Genomic DNA, 26236 nt, shown 5'->3' on the forward strand with positions numbered 1-26236 from the left:
ACGGAGCGACGGCCTTTTTCATTGGCAGAGGGATGAGTCCGTAGGAGCGAGCCCTCGTGCGCACCCATGAAAAAGCCGCCGCCTCTTGCTAGGTCGGCGGCTTTTTCGTTATCCCACGAGAATTACAGCAGCGGGATGGTGTAGCTGACGATCAGGCGGTTTTCGTCCTGGTCGCGCTGGGTCGCAGTGCCCGAGCCGCTGACTGGCAGGCCACTGCGCAGGGCAGCGTTCTTCCAGGTGAAGCCCAGGCCCTTGAGGGTGCCGTCCGGGATGACATAAGCCAGGGAGATATCACGCTCCCACTCGCTCTTGTCGCCGTACTTGGTGTCGATGTTATCGCCGTGCAGGTACAGGGTCTGGAAGGTCAGGCCCGGCAGGCCCGCCTGGGCGAAGTCGTAGCCGTAGCGCACCTGCCAGGTGCGCTCGCCGGCGCGCAGGAACTTGCCGATCTGCACGTCGGTGATCAGGTAGGCCGTGGCGCCGTCGCCGTTGTTGATGAACGGGAAGTCACTGTCGCCGCTGAGCTGCTGGTAGCCGGCACCGAAGCTGTGGCCGCTGACGGTGTAGGTGAACAGGCCGCTCCAGGCGCGGTTGTCGACTTCACCCTTGGTTACGCCGTTGCCGTAGTAACCGCTGGTGTAGAAGTTCTTGTCGTGGCCGTTCTTGCCGTCGTCGCTGCTGTGGAAGTAGCGCAGGTCGCTCTTCAGCACGCCCGGGCCGATCGCCCAGTTGTGCTGCAGGCCGAGGAAGTGCTGCTTGTAGAAGTCCTGCAGGTTGCCGTAGTAGTACTGCAGCGTCAGGTCCTTGGTCAGCTTGTAGTCGGCGCCGCCGTAGTAGAACTTGTTGACGAATTCGCCGGTGCGCGCGTTATTGGCGCCGGCGATCGACAGGCCTTCGTTGTTGCTGGAGCTACGGCCCTTCATGTGCTCGAGCTGGCCACCGAGCAGGGTCAGGTCCTTGAACTCGTTGGAGGTGACCTGGCCACCTTCGAAGGTCTGCGGCAGCAGGCGACCATCGTTGTAGGTCACCACCGGCAGCTTGGGCAGCAGGGTGCCGTACTGCAGCAGGGTGTTGGAAACCTTCACCTTGCCGGTGGCGCCCAGGTGGGAGAAATCGTCGACCGCGCGGCCGTCACCATCGGTGGGGAAGACAGTACCGGAAAAGTTCGAGCTGGTCGGGTTGTAGTGTGTGCCTTTACCGCTGTCCAGACGGACGCCCAGCAGGCCCAGGGCGTCGACGCCGAAGCCCACGGTACCTTCGGTGAAGCCGGAGGTGTAGTTGAGCAGGAAGCCCTGGCCCCACTCTTCCTGCTTGCTCGGCTCGGCGGTGCCGTTGCGGTTGTCCGTGTTGATGTAGAAGTTGCGCAGGGTCAGGCTGGCCTTGCTGTCTTCGACGAAACCACCGGCGAAGGCCGACTGGGCCAGGCCCGCGGCGGCGATGGCGAGCGCGAGGCTCGATTGCGTGAGAGTGCGGCTTTTCATTGGAATTTCCCCATTTTATTGATCTTGGAAACACGCCATTCGCAACAACGACTGGCTCCCCCGGGAGTCCGACCGAATGGCAGGCAGCGGCCACGGCGTGACGAGCACGACGGGCATGCAGGATTCGTTGGTTGTTTCGACGCCCCGCTAGGCGGGAGCGAAGCGCAGGCAGGCGGACAGGGATACGGCAGAAGATGGGAAGGGCATGGATCGATTCTCGTGTCTTGTTGTTGTGGCGATGCACTGGGCATTCGCCACCTGACAAGGCAATCCCCAGGCCAACCGGCCTGCCCTGTCCGACACCCCCGTCTTTCCGGCCTCCAGCTCGTTCGTCGAGCCACTCCCCAGGGCCGGATCAGCGGAAAACCGCCATCCCACTATCTCTGGCTGGCGGTAAACCGCCACCCTCTTCCGCTCTGTCCGAAACAGCTCGCGGCAGCGCAGGGCAACGATAAAAGAACCGTCATAAATCCAAAAAGAATTAATTCTTAATATGTAATTTCTTTATGGAATATATGATACGCCTCTCAACGGCGTTCGACTGCTCATCGCTGGAGGTACCTCCAAAGGCAACTCAGGCGTAGGAATCCCTACATCGTGAAACGCCGGGCAAAAAAAAACCCGCCGACGCTGCAACGCTGGCGGGTTCGGGGCCTTGTGCTAGGGGAAGACCCCAAAGGAGAGGGGCGGAATCGCTTCCGCCAGTTGGAGTGGTGCGGCTTGGCACCGGATGGCAGCGATGATGACCAGCCGGCGTTGATGAGTCGATTCCAAAGAACCGCCCGCAGCCGTAGGAATATTCGCGACTGCTGCGGGCGGAGCCTGGGCTTTCCCGTTGATGTCAGGCCTGGGGGTCAGTTGCCCACGGCCGCGCTGGTGGCGACGATCGAGGCCGACGGCAGCAGCTGGCTGATGAAGCGGTTCCAGCGGGTGATGTTGGCCGGGCCGATGAACACCACGTCCTGCGGCTGCATGGCGAAGTCCTTGGCCAGGGCGTAGGCGGTCGGACGCTTGGCTTCCAGATGGAAGACCTGCGCCTGGAAGGTGCCCTGCCCCTTGCCGTCAGCCTGCTGCGGGTTGCCGCGGATCACGTAGACCGAATCGCCATCGGAGGTTTCCGGGGCCAGGCCGCCGGCGTTGCCCAGCACTTCCAGCAGCGACAGACCAGTGGTGCGGTAGGTCACGACCTGCGGGCGCTCTACCTCGCCGACCACATAGACTTTCTTGCGGTCGTTGTAGGGCAGGTGGACCTGGTCGCCGTTCTTCAGGTAGATGCCGCTGAGCGTCGAGCCGGAGCGGTTCAGCGCGTCGACATCGATCACGTATTCGCGGCCGTCACGCTTGAGCGTCAGTCCGGACAGGTCCGCCTCGCCGGCAATCACTCCCGCCTTGCTGACCGCCTGCACCAGGGTCGTGGGCGTGTTGTTCAGCTCGACCTGGCCGCCGTTCTGGAAGGCGCCGGAGAACACCACGTGCTGGCTGGCATAGCGCAGCACGGTGACATCCACCTGCGGGTCGACGATGCCCTTGTTCGCCAGCCGGCGGGCCAGGCTCGAACGCAATTGTGCCGGGGTCTGCCCTTCGGCTCGCACCACGCCGGCGTAGGGGAAGAAGATGTTGCCGTCGGCGCCGACCACGCGGCCATTGGCTTCCATCTGCTGGGTCGAGCCGGGGCTGGTCAGTTCCGGGTGGTCCCATACGGTCACCAGCAGCACGTCGCCGCCGCCGATCACGTAGTCCTGTTGCGGCGGGCGGTAGTTCAGCAGTTCCGCAGGCACACCGGGCCTGGCGGCAAACGAGGCCTCCTGGCGCTGCAGCACCTGTGGCGTGATAGGCACGAGGGTAATGTTCATCCCCTGCTTCTGCGCCTCGCGCTGGACATCGGAATCCGTCATGTACTGACCGGGGGAGAACACGCAGCCTTGTAGCGCCAGACTGCCGACTACAAAGCTGAAAGCGAGCAGGTTTTTCATGGCAATCCTTCCTTGAAACGAGTGTGAAAACTCAGTAGGCGTTGCGGTGTACGAAACCCTTGAACAGGGTCAGCAGGACGATCTTCAGGTCCCACCAGACGGACCAGTTCTCGATGTAGTCCAGATCGAACTCGATGCGTTTTTGCATCTTCTCCAGGGTGTCGGTTTCGCCGCGCCAGCCGTTCACCTGGGCCCAGCCGGTGATGCCCGGCTTGACCTTGTGACGCAGCATGTAGCGGCTGACCTGACGCCGGTATTGCTCGTTGTGCGCCACGGCGTGGGGGCGCGGGCCGACCACGGACATGTCGCCGAGCAAGACGTTGAAGAATTGTGGCAGCTCATCCAGCGAGGTGCGCCGCAGGAAGGCGCCCAGCGGGGTGATGCGGCAATCGTTGCGCGAGGCCTGGGTGACGGCGGCGCCGTCTTCCATCACCGTCATGCTGCGGAATTTCCAGACGCGGATCGGCCGGCCATCCATGCCGTAGCGGGTCTGGCGGAACAGCACCGGGCCGCGCGAGCTGAGCTTCACGGCCACCGCGATGAAGAGCATGGGCACGGCGATCAGCAGCAGGATCAGCGAGGCCAGCACCACGTCCTCGATGCGCTTGAGCACGGCGTTGGGGCCGTCCATGGGCGTGTCGAAGATGCTGATCGTGGCCAGGCCGTTGATGCTCTCGCTGCGCGCGTGCAGCAGGTCGAACATGAACAGGTCGGGGATCAGGTACACCGACACGGTGGTATCGGACAGCTCGCGAATCAGCTCGTTGAGCAGCGGCTCGCGGGACAGTGGCAGGGTCAGGTAGACCTTGTCGATCTGCCCGGAGCGTGCGGCTTCGATCAACGCCAGGCGATCCCCCTTTACCGGCACCCGCTCGCCCAGTTCCATCTGCTGCGGGCGGTCGTCGTAGAAGCCGATCAGGCGCAGCCCCATCCACGGGGCATTGAGGATGGTTTCGGCGAGCCGCGCACCGACCTCGCCGGTGCCGTAGATGGCCACGTTGCGACTGTTGAAACCATGGCGCCGGGCGACGCGCAGCAACATGCGGATTGCCAGGCGGTAGCCGCACATGATCAGCAACGCGGCGGCGAACCACCCCAGTCGGCGCGGCTCCTCCAGCACCACATGGCGCAGCGAGATGTCCAGCAGCAGCACGGCGAAGAACGCCAGCGACCAGTACAGGGTGACACTCAACGACTCGCGCAGCAGCGACTCGCCGCGCCAGGAGCCGTAGAGCTGGTTCAGCTCGCCGAGCCAGTGGAACAGCATGACGCAGAGCAGCACCGAGACCCAGATCTGTGCGTCCAGTACGCCATTGCCGGCGCTGAGCAGTATCACCCCGGTGAGCACGATCACCAGGATGTCGCTCAGGCGGTGCGCCAGCGAAATCAGTGACTGGTGCGCACGCAGAATTCCTTTTGTCTTGTTGGGCATGATGACCTCGCGATGTCCGGCATCGCTCCTTGTGCCGCTGCTTCGTTATCGCAGTCCGTTAACGGGCGCAGGGCCGGCGAACCCGCCTCGGGTTCGCCGGGTGCGAATTCACTGTCGCTTGTCCAGCAGCAACTGCTGCAGGTAGCGGCCATAGCCGGTCTTGCTCAGCCGCTCGGCCTGCAGGGCCAGGTGCGTTTCGCTGAGCCAGCCCTGCTGGAAGGCGATTTCCTCCAGGCAGGCCACCTTCAACCCCTGACGCTGCTCGATGGTCTGCACGAAATGGCCGGCTTCCATCAGCGATTCGTGGGTGCCGGTGTCCAGCCAGGCAAACCCACGACCGAGCAGGCTCACGTGCAATTCGCCCCGCTCCAGGTAGAGGTTGTTGATGTCGGTGATTTCCAGCTCGCCACGGGCCGAAGGGCGGATCTGGCGGGCCATCTCCACCACGCGGTTGTCGTAGAAGTACAGGCCGGTGACGGCGTAGTTCGAGCGCGGCACGCGCGGTTTCTCCTCGATGGAGAGCACGCGCCCCTGGTCGTCGAACTCGACCACGCCGAAGCGCGCCGGGTCCGCCACCTGGTAGCCGAACACGGTGGCGCCCTGGGTTCGTGTCGCCGCCTCACGCAGGGTTTCGGTGAAGCCCTGGCCGTAGAAGATGTTGTCGCCCAGCACCAGGCATACCGAGTCATCGCCGATGAACTCGGCGCCGATCAGGAACGCCTGGGCCAGGCCATCCGGCGAAGGCTGCACGGCGTACTGCAGATGCACGCCGAACTGCTCGCCGTCACCCAGCAGGGCGCGGAAGTTCGGCAGGTCGGTGGGCGTGCAGATCAGCAGGATGTCGTCGATGCCGGCGAGCATCAGTACCGAGAGCGGGTAGTACACCATCGGCTTGTCGTAGATCGGCAGCAGCTGCTTGGACACGCCCAGGGTGATCGGGTGCAGGCGGGTGCCGGAGCCGCCGGCGAGGATGATGCCCTTCATGATCTGCCTCCTGGCTTGGCGATCTGTTTGGCGTCGAAGCGCGCCGGGTAGCCCGAGCGCTCCATCAGAAAGGTGTCGATCAGGCTCGACAGGCGCAGGGCGGAGATGTCCCAGGAGTAGCGCAGGACATTCTCCTGCCCCAGCCGGCGCAGTTCGGCGCGCAGCTGGTGGTCGAGCAGCACGCGGCGCAGGGCGGCAGCGATGCCGGGCGGGTCGAGGGGGTCGAAATACAGCACCGAGTTGCCCAGCACTTCGGGAATCGAGGCGCTGCTGGCGGCCACCACCGGGCAGCCGCAGGCCTGCGCTTCCAGCGGTGGAATGCCGAAACCTTCATACAGCGACGGAAAGGCGAAGACGGCCGCGTGGCGGTACTGCTCGATCAGTTGGTCGTCGTCCAGCCGTCCCAGCCAGCGCACGCGATCGCCCTGCCCGCTCTGCTGCAGCTGCGCGTCGACGAAGCTGCGGTTAGCGGCGCCGACGATGCGCAACTCCACGTCCAGCTCACCCAGCAGGCGGAAGGCTTCGATCAGCCGCTGGAAGTTCTTGTGCGTGGCCGGCGAGGACACCGCCAGTACATAGGGGCGCTCGGGCGTCGTCGGTTCCAGGCCGGTACAGAACTCGGCGGACACCGCGTTGGCGATCACATGGATGCCCTTGGGGTCGACGCCGTAGTGCGTGGCGATCTCCTGGCGGGAGAATTCGCTGACGGTGACCTGCGCCAGCGAGCGGCGCAGCAGCAGGGGAATCATCACGCGGTACAGGGCGCGGAACTTCCAGGAAAAGCTTTCCGGGTGGCGCACGTAGGTGATGTCGTGGTGCGTCATCACCTGCCGCGAGTACGCCAGTGGCGCCGTGCTGCACAGCGAGACCAGCAGCGGCCGGCCGTGGCGCGCCAGCCATAGCGGCAGGTCGACCTGCTCCCAGAGGTGCCCGCCGTTGCGCCCGATCTGCTCGACGTTCAGTTGGCGGGCGATCTCCGGGCGGAGGATTTCCCCCGGCGGCGCCACGAAGTGCAGGTCGCTGCGCAGGCGTGCCAACGACAGCGATATCTGCTCGGCGAAGCGCTGCACACCGCTCAACTGCTGGGTGAGGAAACGCGCGTTGATCACGATCATCAAGGGTTCTCCGCGAGGGGTCAGCGCAGCGACAGTTGCGGGGCCGACGCGCTGCGCACCAGGGTGGGCGACTCGTCGATGCGGATGCTGGCCTGGCAATCGCCGCCGCCTGCGGGGCATTGCCAGGGCACCGGCCGGCCCTCGCGGCGGGCGATGCCCTCCACGGCGTCGAGGCGCCAGAGGGTGTCGCTGCTGCCGGGCTTGCTGGTGATGTTCAGGGTCTGTTCGTGGCCCAGGGTCCAGGCCACCAGGATTTCCTCGCTGGCCTTGGCGAAGCGCAGCAGGTAGACGTTCGGGTCCTGGTTGGGCACGCGGCCGACGAAGCGGTAGCGGCCGATGATGTCGGCGACGCTGGCCATGGCGTGGTAGGCCGGCTTGGGTTGGCCGCTGGCGGTGAGCAGGCCGAAGTTGTGCTCCATGTCCGTGCGGTCGATACCGTCGTCCACCAGGTCGTACCACCAGGCGCCCTTCACATTGGGCAGGCTGCGCACCAGCACATAGGCGCGGGCCAGGTACGCGGCCTGGCGTTCGCGGCTGATGCCGCAATCGCCTTCATGGGCCGGCCAGCTGAATTCGGTGAAGTACAGCGGCACCGGCTTGCCGGCGGCGTTTTCCAGCTTCTGGTTGACGCCCTGGAACCAGTTGAGCCAGGCCTCGGGCGTGGACATCTCGCCCTCGCAATACACCGACGGGTGCAGCGAGATGCCGTCGGCCACATCGAGCACGCCACCACCGGCGATGCGTTCGGCGAAGCCCTGGCGGATGCCCTTGAGGGTGACGGCGCCGGCGAGCACCTTGGCCTGCGGATCTTCCTCGCGGATCACCTTGGCGGCGGCGCGCACCAGGGTCAGGTAGTCGTCGCTGAAGTCCTTGTCGGTGGCGTTTTCCGAGTCCCACTCGTTCCACACTTCGTAGAAGGCGACCTGCCCCTTGAAGCTGCGGACCACGTAGCGCACGTAGCGCAGGTAGCCCTCGCGGGAGGCGTCGTCGCGCGGCTTGGCATTGCCGTAGAACTGGTTCTCGTTGCCCAGGATCAGCAGCGTGCTGATACCCAGGCTGCGCGTGCTGCGCAGCTGTGCGCGCCACGCGGCATCGATGGCCAGCTTGCCGCGCTCGCGCTCGACGCTGGACCAGTAGGCGTCGTCGCGGAACGAGGTGATGCCGGCCTCGCGTCCCAGGCGATTGATGCCGTCGCGGTTGCCGGCACGGATGTTCTGGTGGGTGCTGGCGCCGACGATGAATTCCGCTGCACCGGGGTTTTCCACCGGCGCCTGGTTGGCCAGGGTGCGCGGCGATTGCAGCAGGCCGCCGATCAGCAGCGCGCAGGCCAGCAGGCTGAGCATGCCGCCCTGCAGGCGCAGGGTGCGCGGCGCCGGTTGCGGCGCGGCCTCGCCCGGCAGGCGCAGGGCGCGACCGATTGCCAGGCCGAGGAACAGGCTGGGTATGGGCGATTCGAGTACGTCGCTGGTCCAGCCGATCAGCAGGATGCAATAGGCGATCCCCAGCAGCGCACGGGCTTCCTGGCCGGGCTGGCGCTGCAGGCGCATCAGCATCGGCACCCCGAGCAGGTAGAGGGCGACGCCGGCCACGCCGAACAGGCACCAGAGGTAGAGCAGCGAATTGTCGGCCACCGCCAGCTGCTCGACACCGAAGATCGGGAAGGCGGCATAGGCGCTGCCGGTCATGCCCAGCCCGGCGCCGGTGTAGATCCAGCCGTTGTAGTCCATCACCTTGATCAGGTTCGGCCAGGTGTTGACCAGGCGATCCACCATCGACCCCATCAGGTTGTCGCCAGTGGCGCTGGCCAGGTAGGGGTCGACCTGCGCATACAGGCCGTACAGCGGCAGCAGCAGCGCGCCGAGCACCACCAGCAGCGCGGCGAACAGGAACAGCAGGCGCTGGCGGGCAATGCTCATCACCATCAGGGCGAGGAAGAAGGCGCCGGCAGAGGACTTGTTGGTGGTGAGCACGATGCCCACCAGCGCCACCGCGTAGAGCAGACCACGCGCCAGCAGGGGCAGGCGGAACGACCCCAGGTAGAGGCTGAACACCGCCAGCATCATCGCCAGGCTGGAGGACATCCGCGAGAAGCCGGCGATGCGATCCAGGCCGTAGGCGCTCCAGGAGCGGTTGGCGCTGACCTCAACGCCGCCCATGGAGTAGGTGTAGCCCTTCCACGGCACATTGATCAGCAGGTCCAGCGCGATGCCGATGAGGGAGGCGACCAGGCAGAAGGCGATGATCCAGCCCACCGCCTTGCGATGCATTTCCAGGTAAGGGCCGCAGAGCAGGCCGAACAACAGCGGCGCGTAGATGAACACAGCGAAGAAGCCGCTCTTGAACTCGGCGCCATGCAGCCGCCCGAGCAGCAGCGAAGCCGCAGCGAGGATCAGCAACAGCCACAGCCCGCGCTGCTGCGGGCGGGTGATCAGCTCCCAGGCCACGGCGATGATGCAGGCCACCTTGGGCAGGTAGACGATCGCCGACAGCCCGGCCTGATCGGTGTAGAAGCGCAGCGCGCCGTTGAAGGTCTCCACCAGCAGCAACGCCACCAGCACCCCGAGCGCCAGCAACGAGCGGTCGAAGGTCACGCGACGGTCGAGCTCAAAGCGTGGATACGGGGATTGCAGTTCCATGCTGGACTCCGCGGGTAAGCAGGGTGTGGCGCAGGATGGTTTCGTACTCGTCGAGCATCCGCTCCAGGCTGAGCATCGGCGCTACGTATTCATGGGCTCGCGAGGCGAGGCGCTGGCGCAGCGCCGGGTCCCGGGCCAGGCGCTGGATGGCATCACCGAGCGAGTCGGGTTGCTCGGGCGAGCAGAGCAGGCCGTTGATCTCGTCCTGGACGACTTCCACCAGCCCGCCCATGCGCGAGGCGATTACCGGCAGGTGATGCGCGCAGGCCTCCAGCGCCACCAGGCCGAAGGACTCCGGCGACAGACTGGGGACCACGGCGACGTCGATCTCGGCAAAGAACTCGGAGGCCTTGCGGTAGCCGACGAAGTGCACGCGCTGGGGGTCGGCGGCGGACTTCAGCTGGTTCACGTAGGCCGCGTCGCCGCGTCCGGCGATCAGCAGCGAGGCATCGTCGCCGCGCGCCTGGAACTGCTCGATCAACCACTCCACGCCCTTGTTCGGCGTCAGCGCACCGATGAAGCCGAAGCGCAACGGGCGGCGCCCGGAAGCCGGCGGTGCCACAGGCACCTCTGCCATCGGCGAGCCGTTGTAGACCACGTGGGTCTGGCTGCCGGAGAAGTAACCGGCGTCGAGCAGCGTATTGAGCTGGTAGCGACTGACACCGACCACCGCGTCGACATCGCTCGAGGCCGCAGCATGGGAGCGCCGCAACAACGCACAGGGTGCGCATTGCTGCTCGCAATGGCGGCCCTTGTTGAAGCGCACACCGCGCGGGCAGGTCAGGTACTGGTCGTGCAGGACCTGCACGATGGGCAGGCCGGCGGCACGGATCGCATCCCAGGCGGAGATCGACCAGCCCGACAGGTTGTGGCAGATCACCACGTCCGGCTCGACCTCTTCGAGCACCTTCGCCAGCAGACTGCGCATGCCGCGGTTGTAGCGGTCCAGCCCGTGCCAGGCGAGGCGTTTCAGGGCGCCTTGGCTCTTGTCGTCGAAGGGCCAGTAAAGGTTGTGCAGGCCGGCTCGCAGCACCGGCACACCGTTCACCGTCTCGCGTTGCAGGCCGGCGTCCGGTCCGGTGCAGAGCACCTGCACCTCATGGCCGCGTGCGCGCAGGCCCTCGGCCATGTGCTGCAGCATGACCTCCGCCCCGCCGCCGATGTGCGGGGCGTAGAGGGTGTTGAGCAGCAGCAGTCTCATAGCGGGTAGGCCCGGTTCATGCCGAGCGCACCGGCTTCGCCATCGCGGATCGCCTGCAGCAGCAGGGCCAGGCGGCTTTCGCGCTGGTGGCGGCGGGCGAAGAAGTGCAGCAGGCGGATGAACACCCAGCGGTTGAAGCGGTACATCAGCGGCGAGGTCACCCACAGGTTCTTGTCGAACCACGCCTGGTTGCGCGCGGCGTAGTAGGCGCGCAGGTCGGAGCTGCCCAGCAGGTAGGTCTCGTAGATGTTCGAGGTGCGCGCCTTGATGTTCCAGGAGTTCTCCAGGTCATCCAGGCTCGCCTCCGGCACCAGGTAGAGGTGGCCACCCAGGTTGCCGATACGGAAGGTGTATTCGGTGTCGTCGGCGTACAACACCAGGTCACGGCGCGGCAGGCCGATGCGGCGGAACAGATCGGCATGCCCGAGCAGGCCGCCGTAGTAAGCGAACGGCAGTTCCAGCAGCGGCTGCGCCGGGCGCGGCTTCGGCTTGCCCCAGGGCGTGCGGCGCCAGAGCTTGTAGGGCAGCTGGCGAACGTGGAAGCCGAAGTAGCTGGAGCGCGGCGGGGTGATGAAACGGGTCGGCACTCCGGAAGCGACGTCGGCCTGGTGGGTCGGGCGGAAGCCCAGCACGGCCGTGTTGTCGGTGCCATGGCGCAGCGCGCAATCGATCAGGCGCTGCTTGAGCAGCGGGAACGAGCCCGGCGTCGGCGCGTTGTCGTCATCCATCAGCCAGATGAAGTCGCAGCCGCTCTTCAGCGCGGCCTCGATGCCCACGGCATAGCCATTGGCCGAGCCGGTGTTGCTGTCCAGCTCGATCACCTGCACGCGGTTGGGCCAGAGCATGAACAACTGGTCCAGCTCAGCCACCGAGGCATTGCTGACGACGATGGCGCGGGTGATGTCTTTCTCGCGGAAGGCGCGGGCCAGCAGCTCTTCCAGATACTCCAGGCGATCGCCATAGGTCAGCGTCACCAGCACGGTCGATCCATTCATTTCGCCACTCCTCCTTGCAGGCGTGCCCATCAGGCGCGCCAGCCGTCATTCCCGCTCGCTGCCGAGAGCTGGCTGAGCGGGACCCGGATGCGTTGTTCGCGTTGCAGCAGGTTGAGCAGGATCAGCCCGCGCTCGGTGCCGTCGTCGCTGAGGAAGATCGCGTCCACTTCGCAATCGCCTGCGCACTTCACGCGCACCATCTGCCCTTCGTGGAAGCCGCTGGCACGGCGCTCCGGCATGGCGGCCAGGCGCTGGCGGATGCCTTCCACCAGCTCGTCGGCCACTGCCAGCGGCTGCGCGCCAAAGCTGACGAGGCGCGCCACGCCCCGAGTCGAGCGGATCGGGAACCAGTTGTCGTGCTGCTGATCAAGGCGGATGAACAGGTAACCGGGGAACAGCGGTTGCGCCCGGCCGCCCTGCCCCACCACCGGGCGGTAGCAGGAGAAGCCCTGGCGACCGAGGTTCTCTTCGGCACGCAGTTCCTGGTGCGGCTTGGTCTGGATCAGGTACCAGCGGTATTGCGCGGCTTCCAGGTCCACGCCAATCACAGCATTCATGACTCGTACTCCCCGAGGATGTCGGACGACGGAGCAGGTCGCTCCACGGTGTAGCGGCCCAGCAGGCGCTGCAGTTCGTCTGGCGGGTTGAACATCAGCACGTCGATGATCGACAGGCTGGGGACGAAATCCGGGCTGAACTGCGGGTAGCTCACCGGCTCCATGCGCAGGAACTGCAACTCCAGGCCGTGGGCGTTGAACACGTCCGGCGAGTACAGGTGGCGGCCACCTTCGGGATTGAGGTAGACGTCGCCACCGGTCTGCTTCACCGCTTCGATCAGGCGCTGGTCGCGGCCGATGTCGTCGGCCAGGTCCAGCTCGGAGACACGCGTCATCGGCGTGTCGATCTCCATGTACTGGCAGATGCGACGGATCGAGTGCTCGGCGAAGTGCGACAGGTTGCGCTCGGGGTGTTCGAGGATTTCCTCCAGCAGCGGCATCACCTGCTCGTAGCACGGCGCACGGTGGTAGGCATGGCGGATCGTGTGCAGCAAGCGCTGGTTGGTCAGCCGCATCTCGTCACTCAGGCGTCGTTCGTTGATCGCCTGGGTCTGCGAGCCCTGTTCCAGGGGAAAACTGAACTGCCAGATCTTGCCGCCGACCAGCACCCGATTGCGGTTGATCCAGCCGCGCCGGGTGTACTGCAGGCTGTCGCCGAGAATGAACAGACTGCTCGCGGCGATCAGCTGGAAGTACCCCAGATAGGGGAACAGGTACGGCTGCATCAGGCTGACGATATGGACCATGTCGGTACTCCTTCCCTGACTGCGGCTTCAGTCCTTGGCGTCGTAGCGATAGGCGTAGGCACCGTAGTCGTAGGCTGCGGTGGAGGCCTTGCGCTTCACGCCATTGAGGATCGCGCCCTGCAGGTGGATGCCGCTCTGCCCCAGGCGGCGGCGCGCGGTGTCGATCTCGCTGGCCGGGCTCTGGCCGAAGCGGGTCACCAGCAGGCAGATGCCGCACAGCCGGCCGACCAGCGCGGCGTCGGTCACCGCCAGCACCGGCGGGGTATCGACTATCACCAGGTCGTACATCGACGAGGCATCGCGCAGCAGCTGGGCGAAGTTGTCGTGCATCAGCAGCTCGGACGGGTTCGGTGCGGCGAAGCCACAGGAAATGAAGTCCAGCTCCGGCACCTCGGTGGGCAGGATCACCTCGCTCAGCGGGCGGTGCGCGCTCAGCGCGTCGGACAGGCCGTGGCGCGGGGTCAGGCCGAACACCCGGTGCAGGTAGCCCTTGCGCATGTCAGCATCGATCAGCAGGGTGCGCAGGCCCGATTGCGCGACGATGGCCGCCAGGTTGCTGGAGACGAACGACTTGCCGGCGCCCGGCGCGGGGCTGGTGAGCATCACGACGTTGTTGCGCGCTTCGAGCAGGGCAAAATGCAGGTTGGTGCGCAGGCTGCGGATGGCCTCGTTGGCCAGGTCGCCGGGGGTGGAGGCGGCGAGCAGCTTGGGCGTATGGCCGAGGATGTCGCCCTTGCGTTCCTTCTCCAGGCGCTCCTGCTGCCGCGAGTAGGGAATCGCGGCGAGCACCGAGAGGCCGAGCTGTTCGATCGCTTCGGGGTTCTCCACGCCACGGTAGAAGGCCTGGCGCAGGAACAGGATGCCCAGGGCGACACAGAAGCCGAGCAGGGTGGCGAGCAGCACGATGACCTTGCGCATCGGCTTGGCCGGCTGCTCGACGTTGGCCTGGGCGGTGTCGATCACCCGCACGTTGCCGATGGTGCCGGCGCGGATGATGTCCTGCTCCTGGGCCTTGTTCAGCAGGTTGGTGTAGGTCTGCCGGGTGACCTGCATGTCACGGGACAGGCGCAGCAGTTCCTGCTGGGTAGCCGGCAGGCTCTGGATGCGTTTCTGCAGCTGGGCCTTGCGGTCCTCCAGGCTGCCCATCTGCTTGTTCAGCGCCTGGTACAGCGGGTGGGTCGGGGTGTACAGGCGGTCGTACTCGGCGCGCTTGAGCTTGAGTTCGGAAAGCTGGTTGTCGATGCCCACCACCTGGTCCAGCACACCGCGGGTCTCGACGCTGATGTCGGCCGACTTGGCGGTGGTCTGGTAGGCGTTATAGGCAGCCTCGGCCTTCTCCAGGTCCAGGCGTACCACCGGCAGTTGCGAGCGCAGGAACTGCAGGCGCTGGGAGGCTTCGGCGGAGCTGCGTTCGACGTTCTGCAGCACGTAGAGCTGGCTGATCTTGTCGAGGATGCGGTCGGCCTGCAGCGGGTTGGGGTCTTCGAGGGTCATGTAGATGATCCCCGAGTCCTTGCCGGCCTCGGCCACCTTGAGCAGCTTCTGGTAGTTCAGGGTGGTGGTCAGCAGGCGGTTCTTCGCCACGATGAACTCGGTACCAGGGCGCGCCACCAGCTCGTCCACCTCGATGCTGAAGCCCTTCTCCAGCACCGGTTTCTTCAGCTCGCCGCGCAGCAGCAGCTGGCCATCGGCGTTGAGCAGGTGATAGGCGTCGCCGCCATCGGCCACCAGGGTCAGCGGCTCACCCAGGTATTCCTCCGGCACCTCGAGGGAGAACACCTTGATCTGCTCGCCGCCCCAACCGTAGGCGCCCATGCCCAGCCAGTGCGCAGCGAGGGTCTGGCCGGCTTCCGGCTGGTAGCGCCGCGCCAGGTAGTCACCGATCAGCGGCATGCGCTTGGGCTTGGCGACGATGTCCAGCTTCAGCAGTTCGACCGCCTTGCCGAGCACCGCGCGGGATTTCAGCAGCTCGATTTCGGTGGAGGCGATCGACACCGAGTCGGGGCGATTGATCACCTCGGGCGTGCCGTTAAGGCCGTTCTTCTTCTGCTCGATCTGGATCATCGCGCCGGAGACATAGATGGGCGTGGCGACCACTGCATAGAAGAGCCCGAGTACGGCGAACAGGCCAGTGACGGCGAGGATCATCTTCTTGTGATCGAACAGCAGGCGCAGCAGGCCGGCGACATCGATGCGGGTGTCCTGGAGCGTTTCCAGGGACGAGCGGGGCATGACACTCATGGACTTCCATCCTCCATTGAGGTAGCGCGGCTCAGCGCGCCTGAATCGGGTTCAGCCGCTTGAGCAGGTTGACGCCGTGGTTGCCGATCAACATCAGGAACGCCTGCACCTTGCGCATGGGCGAAATGGCAGCCATGGACATCCGGCAGACCTGCATCAGGAAATACTCGTTGAGCTCCTGGTTCCCCAGGCGCTGGTAGTAGCGCGACAGGCAGTAGTAGGTGTGCAGGGTCATGTGCTGCTGCACGCGGTCGGCCTGCATGGAGAAGATCCCGCCCTTGTGCACGCGGTAGGCGGCGGGACGGATTTCCTCCATGAAGCGGCCCTTGCCGTAGGCACCCAGCAGCGACCACCAGCAGAGGTCGACCATGCGCGTGGTGAGCAGCTCCTCGGGCATTTCGGTGAGCACGTTGCGGAACACCGTGGTCAGCGTGGAGATCGCCCGCGCCTGCTGCAGCTCCAGGCGGCTGGCATCTCGGCGGAACTTGCCGGTGAGCTGCATCGGCTTGATCACGCCGTCCTCGTTGAAGGTGTAGGCGTCGTGGTAGGTGATGACGTAATCGGGATTCTTCTCGAGGAAATCGACCTGGATCTGCAGCTTGCGCGGGTCGGTCCAGAAGTCGTCGCCCTCGCAGTAGGCGATGTAGCGGCCGCGCGCCTTGCGGAACACCGGCAGGCCGTGGGACAGGCCCTTGGAGTACTGGTTTTCCTTGTGGAAGATCGGCTTGATGATGTGCGGATAGCGCGCCGCGTAGTCGGCGATCACTTCGCTGGTGCCGTCGGTGGAGGCGTCATCGTTGACCAGGACTTCGATGCGGAAGTCGGTGACCTGCTCCAGGAAGCTGTCCAGCGTGCGGCCGATGTAGTTGACCTGGTTGTAGGCCAGGCAAACGACACTCAAGAGAGGCTTCGGGTCTTCCGGCCAGTTGGAGAGGATCTGCAGCTCGGAGCGGATATCCATGTCTAGACACTCGGCTTGTGGGACGGTTTGAACAGGCGCAGCAGAGCCGGGGCAGAGCCCGCGCCAACGAGGAACAGGGTGATCAGGCCGCACGCGGCGAGCGCCGCCAGCAGCCACAGGCGCTCACCCGAGCGGGCCAGCAGCGTGTAGAAGGGCTCGCTGAGCAGCAGGCCGGCGGCGCTGAGCGCGGCGATCTGCAGGGTGTCGCGCAGCCAGGTGCCGTGCAGTTCCGGAGCGAAGGTGCGGTGCACGATCAGCGGCCAGATCAGGAACGACACCAGGCGCAGGCCGAACCAGCACAGCGCCACGCCAACGACGCCATACAGGTAGGCGCTGGCGATCACCAGCGGCACGCTCACCAGGGTGGAAACGACGCTGTACCAGACGTGCATGCGCAGCTGGCCATGGGCGTACTGCAGGTAGAACTGGAAGCTGGCAACAGCCAGCAGGCCGGAGCCCAGCACGTACCAGACGAGGATGGGCCGGCACCAACTGGCGGCCACGGCATCGCCGCTCCAGGCCAGGACCAGGTCATGACCATGAGCGGCGATCACCGCGACCATCGGGAACAGCAGCACACAGACGAAGCGGTTCGCCTTGAGATAGAGCTGCTGCATGTCGTCGTGGCGCCCTTCGGCGACCAGCATGGTCATGCGCGGCAGCAGCGACTGCGCCAGCGGGTTGACCAGGCTGAGAATGCCGCCGGAAATCAGCGCCACCAGGGAGAAATAACCGTACTGCTGCAGGGGCAGCAGGTTCGACAGCAGGACCTTGTCCAGCTGGGTGAGGACGATCCACAGGCACGAGGTGAGCGACATGCCCAGGGCGAAGGGCAGCACCGGGCGCACCGTGTCCCAGCAGAAGCGGGTCAGCAGGCGCACGTCCATCCACAGGTAGGCCTTGCCGCCCAGCAGCAGCGCCTCAATCAGCGATACCGCAACCTGGAACTGGAAGAACACCAGCGGGTCCTGGCTGATGTGCGCCACCAGCAACAGGCCGCCGAAGTAACGCAAGGTGGTGATGAACACGTTCACGCCATTGATGTAGGCGTGCAGTTCCTGGCCTTGCAGTGCACTGCGGTAAAGCGTGGCGTACAGACGCAGGGCGACCAACAGCCCCATCAGGCTGATGCACTGCGCCACCAGTTCCGGCGACAGCTGCTGCACGTTCAGCCACTGCCCGGCGATCCAGCCGCTGCCGCCGAACACGGCCAGGGTGCTGGCGGCCGTCAGCGGCAGCAGGATCAGCTCGAACGAACGCAGCAGGCGTGCCTGGTCCTGACCTTCGCCGTTGACGCCACGGCCATGGGCCACCTGGCGCACCAGCGCCGGCGACAGGCCGACATCGAGCAGCAGCAACCAGGTCTGCAACACCGCGAAGAAGCCGATCAGGCCGTAGGCCTCGGCGCCCAGGTGGCCGAGGTAGAACGGCTGGATCAGGATGCCGATGACGATGGCGTACGCCTGCCCTGCATAGTTGAGCAGGGTGTTGCGGACCATCGACAGCGAGCGTGCGGTGCGCATCATCGCCCCCTTACACCGCGACCGCGACGCGGCCGCTTTCCAGCAGCAACACTTCGATCACTGCGCGCTGTATTTCCTGCGGCAGGCCCGGGTACAGGGGCAGGCAGAGGATGCGCTGGCTCAGTTCGCGGGACTGCACCTGCGGCACCTGCGGGGCGAGGTAATCGAGGGTGTCCAGCGACGGGTAGAAGTAGCGCCGCGGGTTGACGCCGATCTCGTTCAGCGCAGTACGCACGCGCAGCACCTGGGCTTCGTCACGCAGCCCGATGGGATAGTAGCTGTTGTTCAGCCGGGCATAACTCTCGCTGGCCTGCAGGTCGTAGTAGCCGCTGAGCGACGCGGTGTAGCGGGCGGCAATTTCCTCGCGCTGGGCGAGGATGTCGTCGATCTCGTCGAGCACGCACAAGCCCATGGCCGCGGAGAACTCGTTGAGCTTGGCGTTGATCCCCAGGCCGACGATCTGGTCGACGCCGGCAATGCCGAAGTTGCACATCAGGCGGATCTGCTTCGCCAGCTCGTCATCGGAGGTGACGATGGCGCCGCCCTCGATGGTGTGGAACAGCTTGGTAGCGTGGAAGCTCAGGGTGGTCGCGTCGCCCCAGGCCAGGACCGAGCGGTCGCGGTAGCGCGAACCGAAGGCGTGGGCGCCGTCGTAGATCACCTTCAACCGGTTGCGCTGGGCCACCGCCTGAATCTCCTCCACCGCACAGGGATTACCGAACACGTGGGTGGCGACGATGGCGGTGGTATCCGGCGCAAGGCTGGCTTCGATGCGCGCAGGGTCGAGGTTCCAGGTCCGCGCATCGATGTCGGCGAAGCGCGGGCGGATGCTCTCCCACTGCAGCGTGCTGCTGGTGGCAACGAAGCTGAAGGGGGTGGTGACGGCACTGCCGGTCACGCCCAGGGCGCGGTAGGCCACCTGCAGGGCGATGGTGCCGTTGTTGGTGAGAATCACATGGCGAACACCGAAGTAATCCTGCAGGCGCTCTTCCAACTCCGTGACGAAGGGGCCGTGGTTGGTGATCCAGCCGGAGGCGTAGATCTGTTCCACATAGGCCTTGAACTTGTCCAGGTTGCCCAGGTAGGTCTTGGTCACATTGATCACGGTCGCATCCCTCTGTTGGATGGAAAATCCGTTAGCTCGCAGCTGGCGTACGCGCCGCTCAGCCCAGCGCCGACAACGCGAAAGGCGCGTCGTCGAGGCCGCTTTCCATGGGTTGCGCGGCTGGCGTCGCGCGGCTGGCCAGGTGCTCCTGCAGGGCCTCGATGACCCGGCCGCTGGCGTCGTGGTGGAACTGCCAGACGCCATAGATGCGGCTGTCGAAGGAGCGCTCGCTGCCCAGCATCGGATTGGCCGCGAGGCCCGAGCCGAGGCCGAAGCTGTAGAGGCCGGGGATGGGCCGGCCATTGAGGTCACGCAGGCAGCCGGCGGCGTCCGAATCCAGCCCGCCCTTGCTCTCGCGCACCTGCAGCGGCTCGCCGTTGGCGCGGCGCAGCGCCGGCAGGCAGGGCTGGTAGCCGATGGCCTGGACGATCACGCCGTCTTCGCTGCAGACCTGCGCCAGACGCTCGCGCACGGCGGGTGAGCGGTCCTCCAGACACAGCAGCTCGACCTTCACCCGCGTGCCGCTGACGATCCCGTTGGCCAGCACGTCGGTGCCGACCTGGTGGGCGCGGTAGCGCAGGCCGCCGGAGCGGTTGACTCGGCCGGAGACCGGGCAGACATCCATGCCTTCGTCGACGACGTAGCCAGCCGCGCGGGCTTCCTCGGCGCTCTCGAAGAACAGGCGGATCGGCGCGCGGTGCAGCAGGGTGATCTGCTCCAGCCCCAGGCAGTCCAGCGCGCAGGCGAGGTTGTCGAGGATCGAGAAGGCACTGTGGGAACCGCCGACCACGGTAAAGCGGGTGCCCGGGGTGACCCGGTCGCCGAACAGTTCCACCAGCTCGGCAGGGTTAAGGCTGAGCAGCGCGTCGGAGGAGTAAACCGTCGGGCCGTCGTGGGCCAGGTGCAGGTCCTGCTCGGCCAGGCTCCAGTTCAGGTACTCGCGGTTCTGCCGCCCGCCGAGGTTCATCACCAGTGTGCCGGCACCGATCTGCACACCATGGGAGCCACTGCGCAGCGCCAGCTGGAAGCTGCCGTCGTCCTGCGCGGTGATCTTCTCGATGCGGGTACCCAGCGCCACTTCGACGCCCAGGTGCTCGGTGACGTAGCGCATGAACAGGGTCGAGGCATGGGCCAGCAGCTCGCCCACCTGCGTGAGCATCGGCGCACCATGGGGGTCGTTCTGCAGCGCGCGAAACGCCGGCGAATGCGCCAGCGGCGCGAAGATGGGCAACAACGCCGGATCGCGCAGGCAGTCGAGGAACACATCGCCCACCGAGTTCGCGGTGATGTGATAGTCCCCCAGGCGGCCACGGCCGACCGCCAGTGCAGCGTCCACGACCAGCAGGCCATCACGGGCGAGGCTCGCCAGCGCGCCGGTCTTGTAGGCGTTGAAGAGGAACCCCATGCCTGCCGGGCCGGCGCCGCCGACCACACAGGCATAGTTGGAACGAAGAGATTGCTCGGCCATCAGCCTTGACTCCCAGCGCGACGGGGCGCGCGGCTTTCGTGATACCGGCACTGTCGGCCGGCAGGGTGGCAGCGCTCGCGCCGGAATTCCGTCACTCGCGGCGCAGCCGCAGGCACGCGCACCCTCTTCGAGAAGGCGGCGGGAGAGTCTTCGGAATTGATGGCGGATGCCGGCGAGGTAACTTCGGGGATAAATGGAAGTGAGTGTTTCGGCAATGAAACAGGCACTGAAGGATGCAGGGAAAGTTTCGACGAAAGTTCAGCATCGTTACACCCTGGATACATGGCATAACTCATCGCTAAATTAACTAAGCGGGCGAAAGCATATTGCTCATGAATACCGCAAAGTTTGACGCCAGACTTTCGCAGCCCCGTGAAATAAAAACTTTCCGAGTGCAAAGGGCTGTTCTTTCTGCCTGCTTCGAGGGAACGCAAAGTTCCGTCGTTATCCATTCTTCGAGCGGCCATCGTCACTGACTCCAATCCAGGAGAAGCTCTGTACCGGGCCTTTGGTAAAATTCGAAGACAAGGCTACCGCCCGAGTTCGAACGACCCGATTCAAAAAACGACAATCAACTGTTCGTCCCTGGAGTGGCCGCTAGTTTTTGCTGGGCAAAGCTACCGCCCTTCGGCCTGTTCCGAAAATCTGGAAAAACAACAGCAAAAAACTATCGCGCTTCCGCAGCGAAGAAGGCTGGCGAAAGTTGTCAGGCAGCGATAGGAAAATGACAGGAAGAAGAGGGGGGCAGAATCTTCCTTGACCTTACTGCTCTTGCGACTACTCCCTGAGGTGTCTCATCCGGACACCACACGATATTGCTATGTGGATAGTAATAGAGGGGGGGGGACAAAGGCATGTCAACGTAGGAAGCGCTCCTACGCCGGGAATCCGACAGAAGGCAAATCAGACTTTGTAACTTATTGATTTATAAGGCGCCATAAACCCGACACAGGCGTTTTGACAGCATAAACGTACACCTTCGTATCTGCGTTAAAAGTATTAGTCGGAAAGTATTAATGTATCCGCCGCGGACACGGCGGATGTGTTTCATCCCTGAACAATGCGGTCCTTGCCGGTGCGTTTTGCCTGATACAGCGCCGCGTCGGAGCGGCTGTAGAGCGCAGAAAGATTCTGGTCATCGGGCTGCAACAGGGTGAGCCCCTGGCTGATGGTCACACTGAAGAAATGCTCGGCCTCATTGAAGCGCAGACGCTGCACTTCCCGCTGCAGGCGCTCGCCGATCTGCCGCGCCATGTTCTCGTCGCAGCCGGGCAGCAGCACGGCGAACTCCTCGCCACCGATACGCCCGAACAGGTCGCCGCGGCGCAATGCGCCAGCGCCGCTCTGGGCGATGCGTTGCAGCACCACGTCGCCGACCTGGTGGCCGTAGACGTCGTTGATCTTCTTGAAGTCGTCCACGTCCAGCAGCAGGAAGGCCAGCGGCGTGGAGGTCGCCTTGCAGTCGCGGAAGGCCTGCTCGGCGCTGTCGAAGAAGTAGCGGCGGTTGCTGCTCTGGGTCAGCACGTCGGTGGTGGCCAGGCGGTGCAGCTCGGTTTCCAGGTGCTTCTTGTCGGTGATGTCCTCGGCAATGCCGACGATCATCAGCGGCAAGCCGGCATCGCTGTGCTGGCTGACGAAGCATTTGTCGCTGAGCCAGCGCACCTCGCCGTCGGCACGCAGGATGCGGTACTCGCGCTGCTCGATGGCGCCGCGCTCGAGTACTTCCTGCAGGGTGCTCTGGGCGTAGTCCAGGTCATCGGGATAGATGCAATTGCGCCACTCGTTGTAATCCGCCAGCAGCAGCGCGGCGGAGCGACCGAAGATGCGCTCGTACGCCGGGCTGACATAGACCATGCGCTGGGCCTGCCAGTCGAAGGCCCAGAGCACCGAGTTCACACTGGCCAGCAGTGCGCTGAAAAGCTGTTCGCGCTCCTTCAGGCGCGTCACCTCGGCGCGACTGTGCAGCAATGCCAGCAAGGCCTCTTCCTGATCGGCCGGCAATTTATTCTCATCCATGTATCAGCGTCCTCCCGCTCATTGACCGGGGCTATGACCGCAAACTACGCCAGGCTGCTGCAAATTAAACGAAAAGCCCGCCGAACGGCGGGCTTTTCTTGAGACGCATCTCTCAACGTCCTAGGACGCTTCCGTCATTCAGACGGCCGGGCGCAGGGAGTAGGTCTTCAGCTGCTCGGCGAATTCGCGCAGCGACTGGATGCCGCTGGCTTCCGCCTCGTGCACCCACTGCTTGATCGCGGCGAGCATGTCGTGGCCGTTGGCGCTGGTTTTCACCCAGATCTGTTGCAGGGCCAGGCGCTTCTCGTAGATCACCTGCAGGGACTGGCTCTGCGCGAGCAGGTCCTGGATGCGCGCGTGATGGCGCTCTTCCAGCAGGCTGGTCTCCCGCGACAGCAGGCGCTTGGCGCGGCGGAACAGGTGGCGCACCGACTCGTCGGCCTTGGCCAGTTCCTGCTTCACCAGCGGGCCGATCACCAATTTGCGGTACTGGGCCATGATCTGGAAGCGGTTGTTGAGGATGGCCATGGCGGTGTCCATGTCCAGGCTGCCCTTGCCTTCCACGCGGTGGGCGATGGGCGCCACGCGGGCTACCTTGGCCAGGCGGAGGAAGCTGAACACCTTGATCCAGGCCCAGCCCAGGTCGAACTCCCACTTCTTCACCGACAGCTTCGCCGAGTTCGGGTAGGTGTGGTGGTTGTTGTGCAGCTCTTCACCGCCGATCAGGATGCCCCAGGGCACCAGGTTGGTGGCAGCATCGCGGCACTCGAAGTTGCGGTAGCCGATGGCGTGGCCCAGGCCGTTGATCACGCCGGCCGCCCACACGGGGATCCACATCATCTGCACGGCCCAGACGGTCATGCCGAGTACGCCGAACAGGGCGAGGTCGATGATCGCCATCAGCACCACGCCGCCGATGGGGAAGCGCGAGTAGAGGTTGCGCTCGATCCAGTCTTCCGGGCAGTTCTTGCCGTAGATACGCAGGGTGTCGGCGTTCTCCGCCTCCTTGCGATAGAGCTCGGCGCCGGTACGCAGCACGGTGCCCAGGCCCTTGAACACCGGGCTGTGCGGGTCTTCGGCGGTCTCGCACTTGGCGTGGTGCTTGCGATGGATGGCGGTCCACTCACGGGTGTTCATGGCCGTGGTCAGCCACAGCCAGAAGCGGAAGAAATGCTTCAGCCCCGGGTGCAGCTCGAGCGCCCGGTGCGCAGAATAGCGATGCAGGTAGACCGTGACACCGACGATGGTGATATGGGTCAGGATCAGGGTGACCGCCACCAATTGCCACGGCGACAGATCAAGGAAACCGTTGTACCACATAGGCGATACTGTACCTCGGAAGGGGTGTGGGCAACGCCTTGCTGGGCATGCGTTGCCGGGAAAAGCCAGCCCGCATTATCACTAAGCAGGTCCGGATTACCATCCGGTCTTTTAGATACGAACAAGGCCAAGTGGCCATCATTTATACTGCTCAGCCAATAATTCCAACCCACTACCGCATGAATCCACGCCTCAGCGCCCTGCGCATCAGCTTCCTGTACCTGGTCGCCGCCACCCTCTGGGTCTGGCTGGGTGACCAATGGTTACAAAATGTCCTGCGCGACCCGGCCTCGCTGGCGCGGGCACTGGAGCTGAAGAAGTACGTCTTCCTCGCGATTACCTTCCTGGTGCTGTTCTTTCTGCTCTGCCGGCACTTTCGCCAGCAGCACGCCGCCCTCGCCGCGCTGACCGACAGCGAGCAGCGCCTGAGCCGCGCCTTCGCGGTGGTCGAGGACGGCATCTGGGACTGGGACCTGGAAACCCAGCGCGTCTACTACTCGCCCGGCTACGCCAACCTGATCGGCCTGCCCCTGGAGCACCTGAGCGATGACCTGCTGCTCTGGGAGAACCGCCTGCACCCGGACGACCGCGCGCGCATCCTCGCCCTCCACCAGGACTGCATCCAGGGCCTGCGCACCCACCTGGAGTGCGTCTACCGCATCCGCCACGGCGACGGCAGCTATCGCTGGGTACGCAGCAGCGGCCGCCTGACCCGCGCCGACGACGGCCGCCCCCTGCGCCTGACCGGCATCAACCGCGACATCACACACCAGCGCAGCAACGAAGACCACCTGCGCCAGGCCGCCGCCGTGTTCGAGGCGACCCAGGAAGGCCTGCTGGTCACCGATGCTCGCGGCGTGATCGTGCACATCAACCCTTCCTTCTCGCGCATCACCGGCTACAGCGCCGAAGACGTGCTCGGCGGCCAGCCCTCGCTGCTCAAGTCCGGCCGCCAGGATGCCGCCTTCTACCAGCGCATGTGGACCGCCCTGCATGAACAGGGTGTCTGGAGCGGCGAAATCTGGAACCGCCGCAAGAGCGGCGAGGTGTACCCGCAGTGGCAGCACATCCGCGCCGTGCGCAATGACGAAGGTGAGCTGACCCATTACGTCGCGGTGTTCTCCGACCTCAGCAGCCTCAAGCGCTCCCAGCACGAGCTGGACTTCCTCGCCCACCACGACCCGCTCACCGGCCTGCCCAACCGCCTGCTGCTGCGCGAGCGCATCGAGCAGGCGCTGGCCCGCGCCGAGCGTGAAGGCAGCGGCGGCGCGCTGCTGAGCATCGATCTGGACCACTTCAAGCACATCAACGACAGCCTCGGCCACAGCATCGGCGACCTGCTGATCCGCGCCGTTGCGGAGCGCCTGGAAGACTGCCTGGACGAGCGCTGCTCCCTGGCGCGCCTGGGCGGCGACGAGTTCGCCGTGGTCCTCGAAAGCCAGCAGCCGCATCACGCCAGCAGCCTCGCCCAGCGCCTGCTGGAGGCGATGAGCGCGCCCTTCGAGGTCAATGGCCAGCTCATCTATATGTCGGTGAGCCTGGGCGTCAGCCTGTTCCCCGAGGATGCACGAAACGTCGATCACCTGATGCAGCACGCCGACGCCGCGCTGTTCCAGGCCAAGGCCAGCGGGCGCAACCTCTATGCCTTCTATACCCCCGAGCTGACCGCCCGCGCGCGCTCCCACGTGCAGGTGGAGTCGGCGCTGCGTCACGCGCTGGACCACGACGAACTGCGCCTGTACTTCCAGCCGGTACACGACCTTGCCAGCGGCCGCATGGTCGGCGTCGAGTCGCTGGTGCGCTGGCAGCACCCGCAACACGGCCTGATTGCCCCCAGCGAATTCATCCCGGTGGCCGAGGAAAGTGGCCTGATCACCGCCATCGACGCCTGGGTACTGGAGCGCGCCTGCCGGCAGATGCGCCAGTGGCTGGACGACGGAATCCACCTGGACTTCATCGCAGTGAACGTCTCCAGCCGACTGTTCGGCCGCGGCGGCCTGGAGGAGCGCGTGGCCCTGGCCCTGGAACAGAGTGGCCTGGCGCCCCACCATCTGGAGCTGGAAATCACCGAAAGCGCCGTGATGGAAAACTTCGACCAGGCGCTGGAGCTGCTCTGCCAGTTGCGCCTGCTGGGTGTGCACCTGGCCATCGACGACTTCGGCACCGGCTATTCCTCGCTGATGCGCCTCAAGCGCATGCCGGTGCACAAGCTGAAGATCGACCAGGGCTTCGTCGCCGGCCTGCCGGACGAGTCCGAGGACGCCGCCATCGCCTGCGCGGTGATCGCCCTGGGCCAGAGCATGGGCCTGCAGGTGGTCGCCGAGGGCATCGAGCGCCCCGACCAGGCCGCCTTCCTCCTCACTCATGCCTGCAACTTCGGCCAGGGTTACTGGTACGGCGCACCGCAGCCGGCCAGCATTCTGCTGGCACAGCTGCCGCGCGGCAGCGCATGAAACCTCGCTAAAAACTTTCGGATATATAA

The 26236-nt window shown here is 65.2% G+C and carries 18 protein-coding genes; 1 reads left to right on the plus strand and 17 read right to left on the minus strand.

Annotated elements, in window-relative coordinates; genetic code table 11:
• Positions 1-122: 122 nt before the first annotated feature.
• The 17 genes from RS899_RS25220 to desA form a co-directional block, all read right to left on the minus strand.
• Complete coding sequence (locus tag RS899_RS25220) at positions 123-1481, minus strand: OprD family porin (RefSeq protein ID WP_315808343.1); 1359 nt, start codon at positions 1479-1481, stop codon at positions 123-125.
• A gap of 854 nt (positions 1482-2335) precedes the next feature.
• Positions 2336-3454: a polysaccharide biosynthesis/export family protein gene (locus RS899_RS25225; protein WP_024762136.1), complete on the minus strand. Its 1119-nt coding sequence runs from the start codon at positions 3452-3454 to the stop codon at positions 2336-2338.
• A gap of 31 nt (positions 3455-3485) precedes the next feature.
• Positions 3486-4886 carry an undecaprenyl-phosphate glucose phosphotransferase gene (locus RS899_RS25230; RefSeq protein ID WP_054908142.1) on the minus strand — a complete coding sequence of 467 codons (1401 nt, stop codon included), beginning with the start codon at positions 4884-4886 and terminating at the stop codon, positions 3486-3488.
• A 108-nt stretch (positions 4887-4994) separates the two neighbouring features.
• On the minus strand, positions 4995-5870 hold the full coding sequence (rfbA, locus tag RS899_RS25235; protein ID WP_233297532.1) for a glucose-1-phosphate thymidylyltransferase RfbA: 876 nt from the start codon (positions 5868-5870) through the stop codon (positions 4995-4997).
• Positions 5867-6985 carry a glycosyltransferase family 1 protein gene (locus RS899_RS25240; RefSeq protein WP_315808344.1) on the minus strand — a complete coding sequence of 373 codons (1119 nt, stop codon included), beginning with the start codon at positions 6983-6985 and terminating at the stop codon, positions 5867-5869. The genes rfbA and RS899_RS25240 overlap by 4 nt, the downstream gene beginning before the upstream one ends.
• Before the next feature lie 20 nt (positions 6986-7005).
• Positions 7006-9621: a GH39 family glycosyl hydrolase gene (locus RS899_RS25245; RefSeq protein WP_054908145.1), complete on the minus strand. Its 2616-nt coding sequence runs from the start codon at positions 9619-9621 to the stop codon at positions 7006-7008.
• Complete coding sequence (locus RS899_RS25250) at positions 9590-10822, minus strand: glycosyltransferase family 4 protein (RefSeq protein WP_315808345.1); 1233 nt, start codon at positions 10820-10822, stop codon at positions 9590-9592. The genes RS899_RS25245 and RS899_RS25250 overlap by 32 nt, the downstream gene beginning before the upstream one ends.
• On the minus strand, positions 10819-11817 hold the full coding sequence (locus RS899_RS25255; RefSeq protein WP_054908147.1) for a glycosyltransferase: 999 nt from the start codon (positions 11815-11817) through the stop codon (positions 10819-10821). Before RS899_RS25255 ends, RS899_RS25250 begins: the two co-directional genes overlap by 4 nt.
• A 29-nt stretch (positions 11818-11846) precedes the next feature.
• The gene (rfaH, locus tag RS899_RS25260) at positions 11847-12374 is read right to left on the minus strand and encodes a transcription/translation regulatory transformer protein RfaH (RefSeq protein WP_233297536.1); all 528 of its coding nucleotides are present in this window, start codon (positions 12372-12374) and stop codon (positions 11847-11849) included.
• Positions 12371-13120, minus strand: a complete 750-nt coding sequence (locus RS899_RS25265) for a WbqC family protein (RefSeq protein WP_024762129.1) — start codon at positions 13118-13120, stop codon at positions 12371-12373. Before RS899_RS25265 ends, rfaH begins: the two co-directional genes overlap by 4 nt.
• A 27-nt stretch (positions 13121-13147) precedes the next feature.
• Positions 13148-15361: a polysaccharide biosynthesis tyrosine autokinase gene (locus RS899_RS25270; RefSeq protein WP_315808346.1), complete on the minus strand. Its 2214-nt coding sequence runs from the start codon at positions 15359-15361 to the stop codon at positions 13148-13150.
• 31 nt (positions 15362-15392) lie between these two features.
• Positions 15393-16322, minus strand: coding sequence for a glycosyltransferase family 2 protein (locus RS899_RS25275; protein WP_233297539.1), 930 nt, complete (start codon positions 16320-16322; stop codon positions 15393-15395).
• Positions 16323-16324: 2 nt separating this feature from the next.
• Complete coding sequence (locus RS899_RS25280; RefSeq protein WP_054908152.1) at positions 16325-17845, minus strand: lipopolysaccharide biosynthesis protein; 1521 nt, start codon at positions 17843-17845, stop codon at positions 16325-16327.
• Between the two features lie 10 nt (positions 17846-17855).
• On the minus strand, positions 17856-18950 hold the full coding sequence (locus RS899_RS25285) for a DegT/DnrJ/EryC1/StrS family aminotransferase (protein ID WP_024762125.1): 1095 nt from the start codon (positions 18948-18950) through the stop codon (positions 17856-17858).
• A gap of 58 nt (positions 18951-19008) precedes the next feature.
• Complete coding sequence (locus tag RS899_RS25290; protein ID WP_315808347.1) at positions 19009-20418, minus strand: hypothetical protein; 1410 nt, start codon at positions 20416-20418, stop codon at positions 19009-19011.
• 1047 nt (positions 20419-21465) lie between these two features.
• Positions 21466-22434, minus strand: a complete 969-nt coding sequence (locus tag RS899_RS25295) for a GGDEF domain-containing protein (protein WP_024762123.1) — start codon at positions 22432-22434, stop codon at positions 21466-21468.
• Between the two features lie 138 nt (positions 22435-22572).
• Positions 22573-23754, minus strand: coding sequence for a delta-9 fatty acid desaturase DesA (gene desA, locus RS899_RS25300; protein ID WP_315808348.1), 1182 nt, complete (start codon positions 23752-23754; stop codon positions 22573-22575).
• 179 nt (positions 23755-23933) lie between these two features.
• Here desA and RS899_RS25305 point away from each other — a divergent pair, with 179 nt between their 5' ends.
• Positions 23934-26207 carry a putative bifunctional diguanylate cyclase/phosphodiesterase gene (locus tag RS899_RS25305; RefSeq protein WP_315808349.1) on the plus strand — a complete coding sequence of 758 codons (2274 nt, stop codon included), beginning with the start codon at positions 23934-23936 and terminating at the stop codon, positions 26205-26207.
• Positions 26208-26236 lie beyond the last annotated feature (29 nt).

The organism is Pseudomonas sp. C9-3 (assembly GCF_032392015.1).
Lineage (GTDB): Bacteria > Pseudomonadota > Gammaproteobacteria > Pseudomonadales > Pseudomonadaceae > Pseudomonas > Pseudomonas nitroreducens.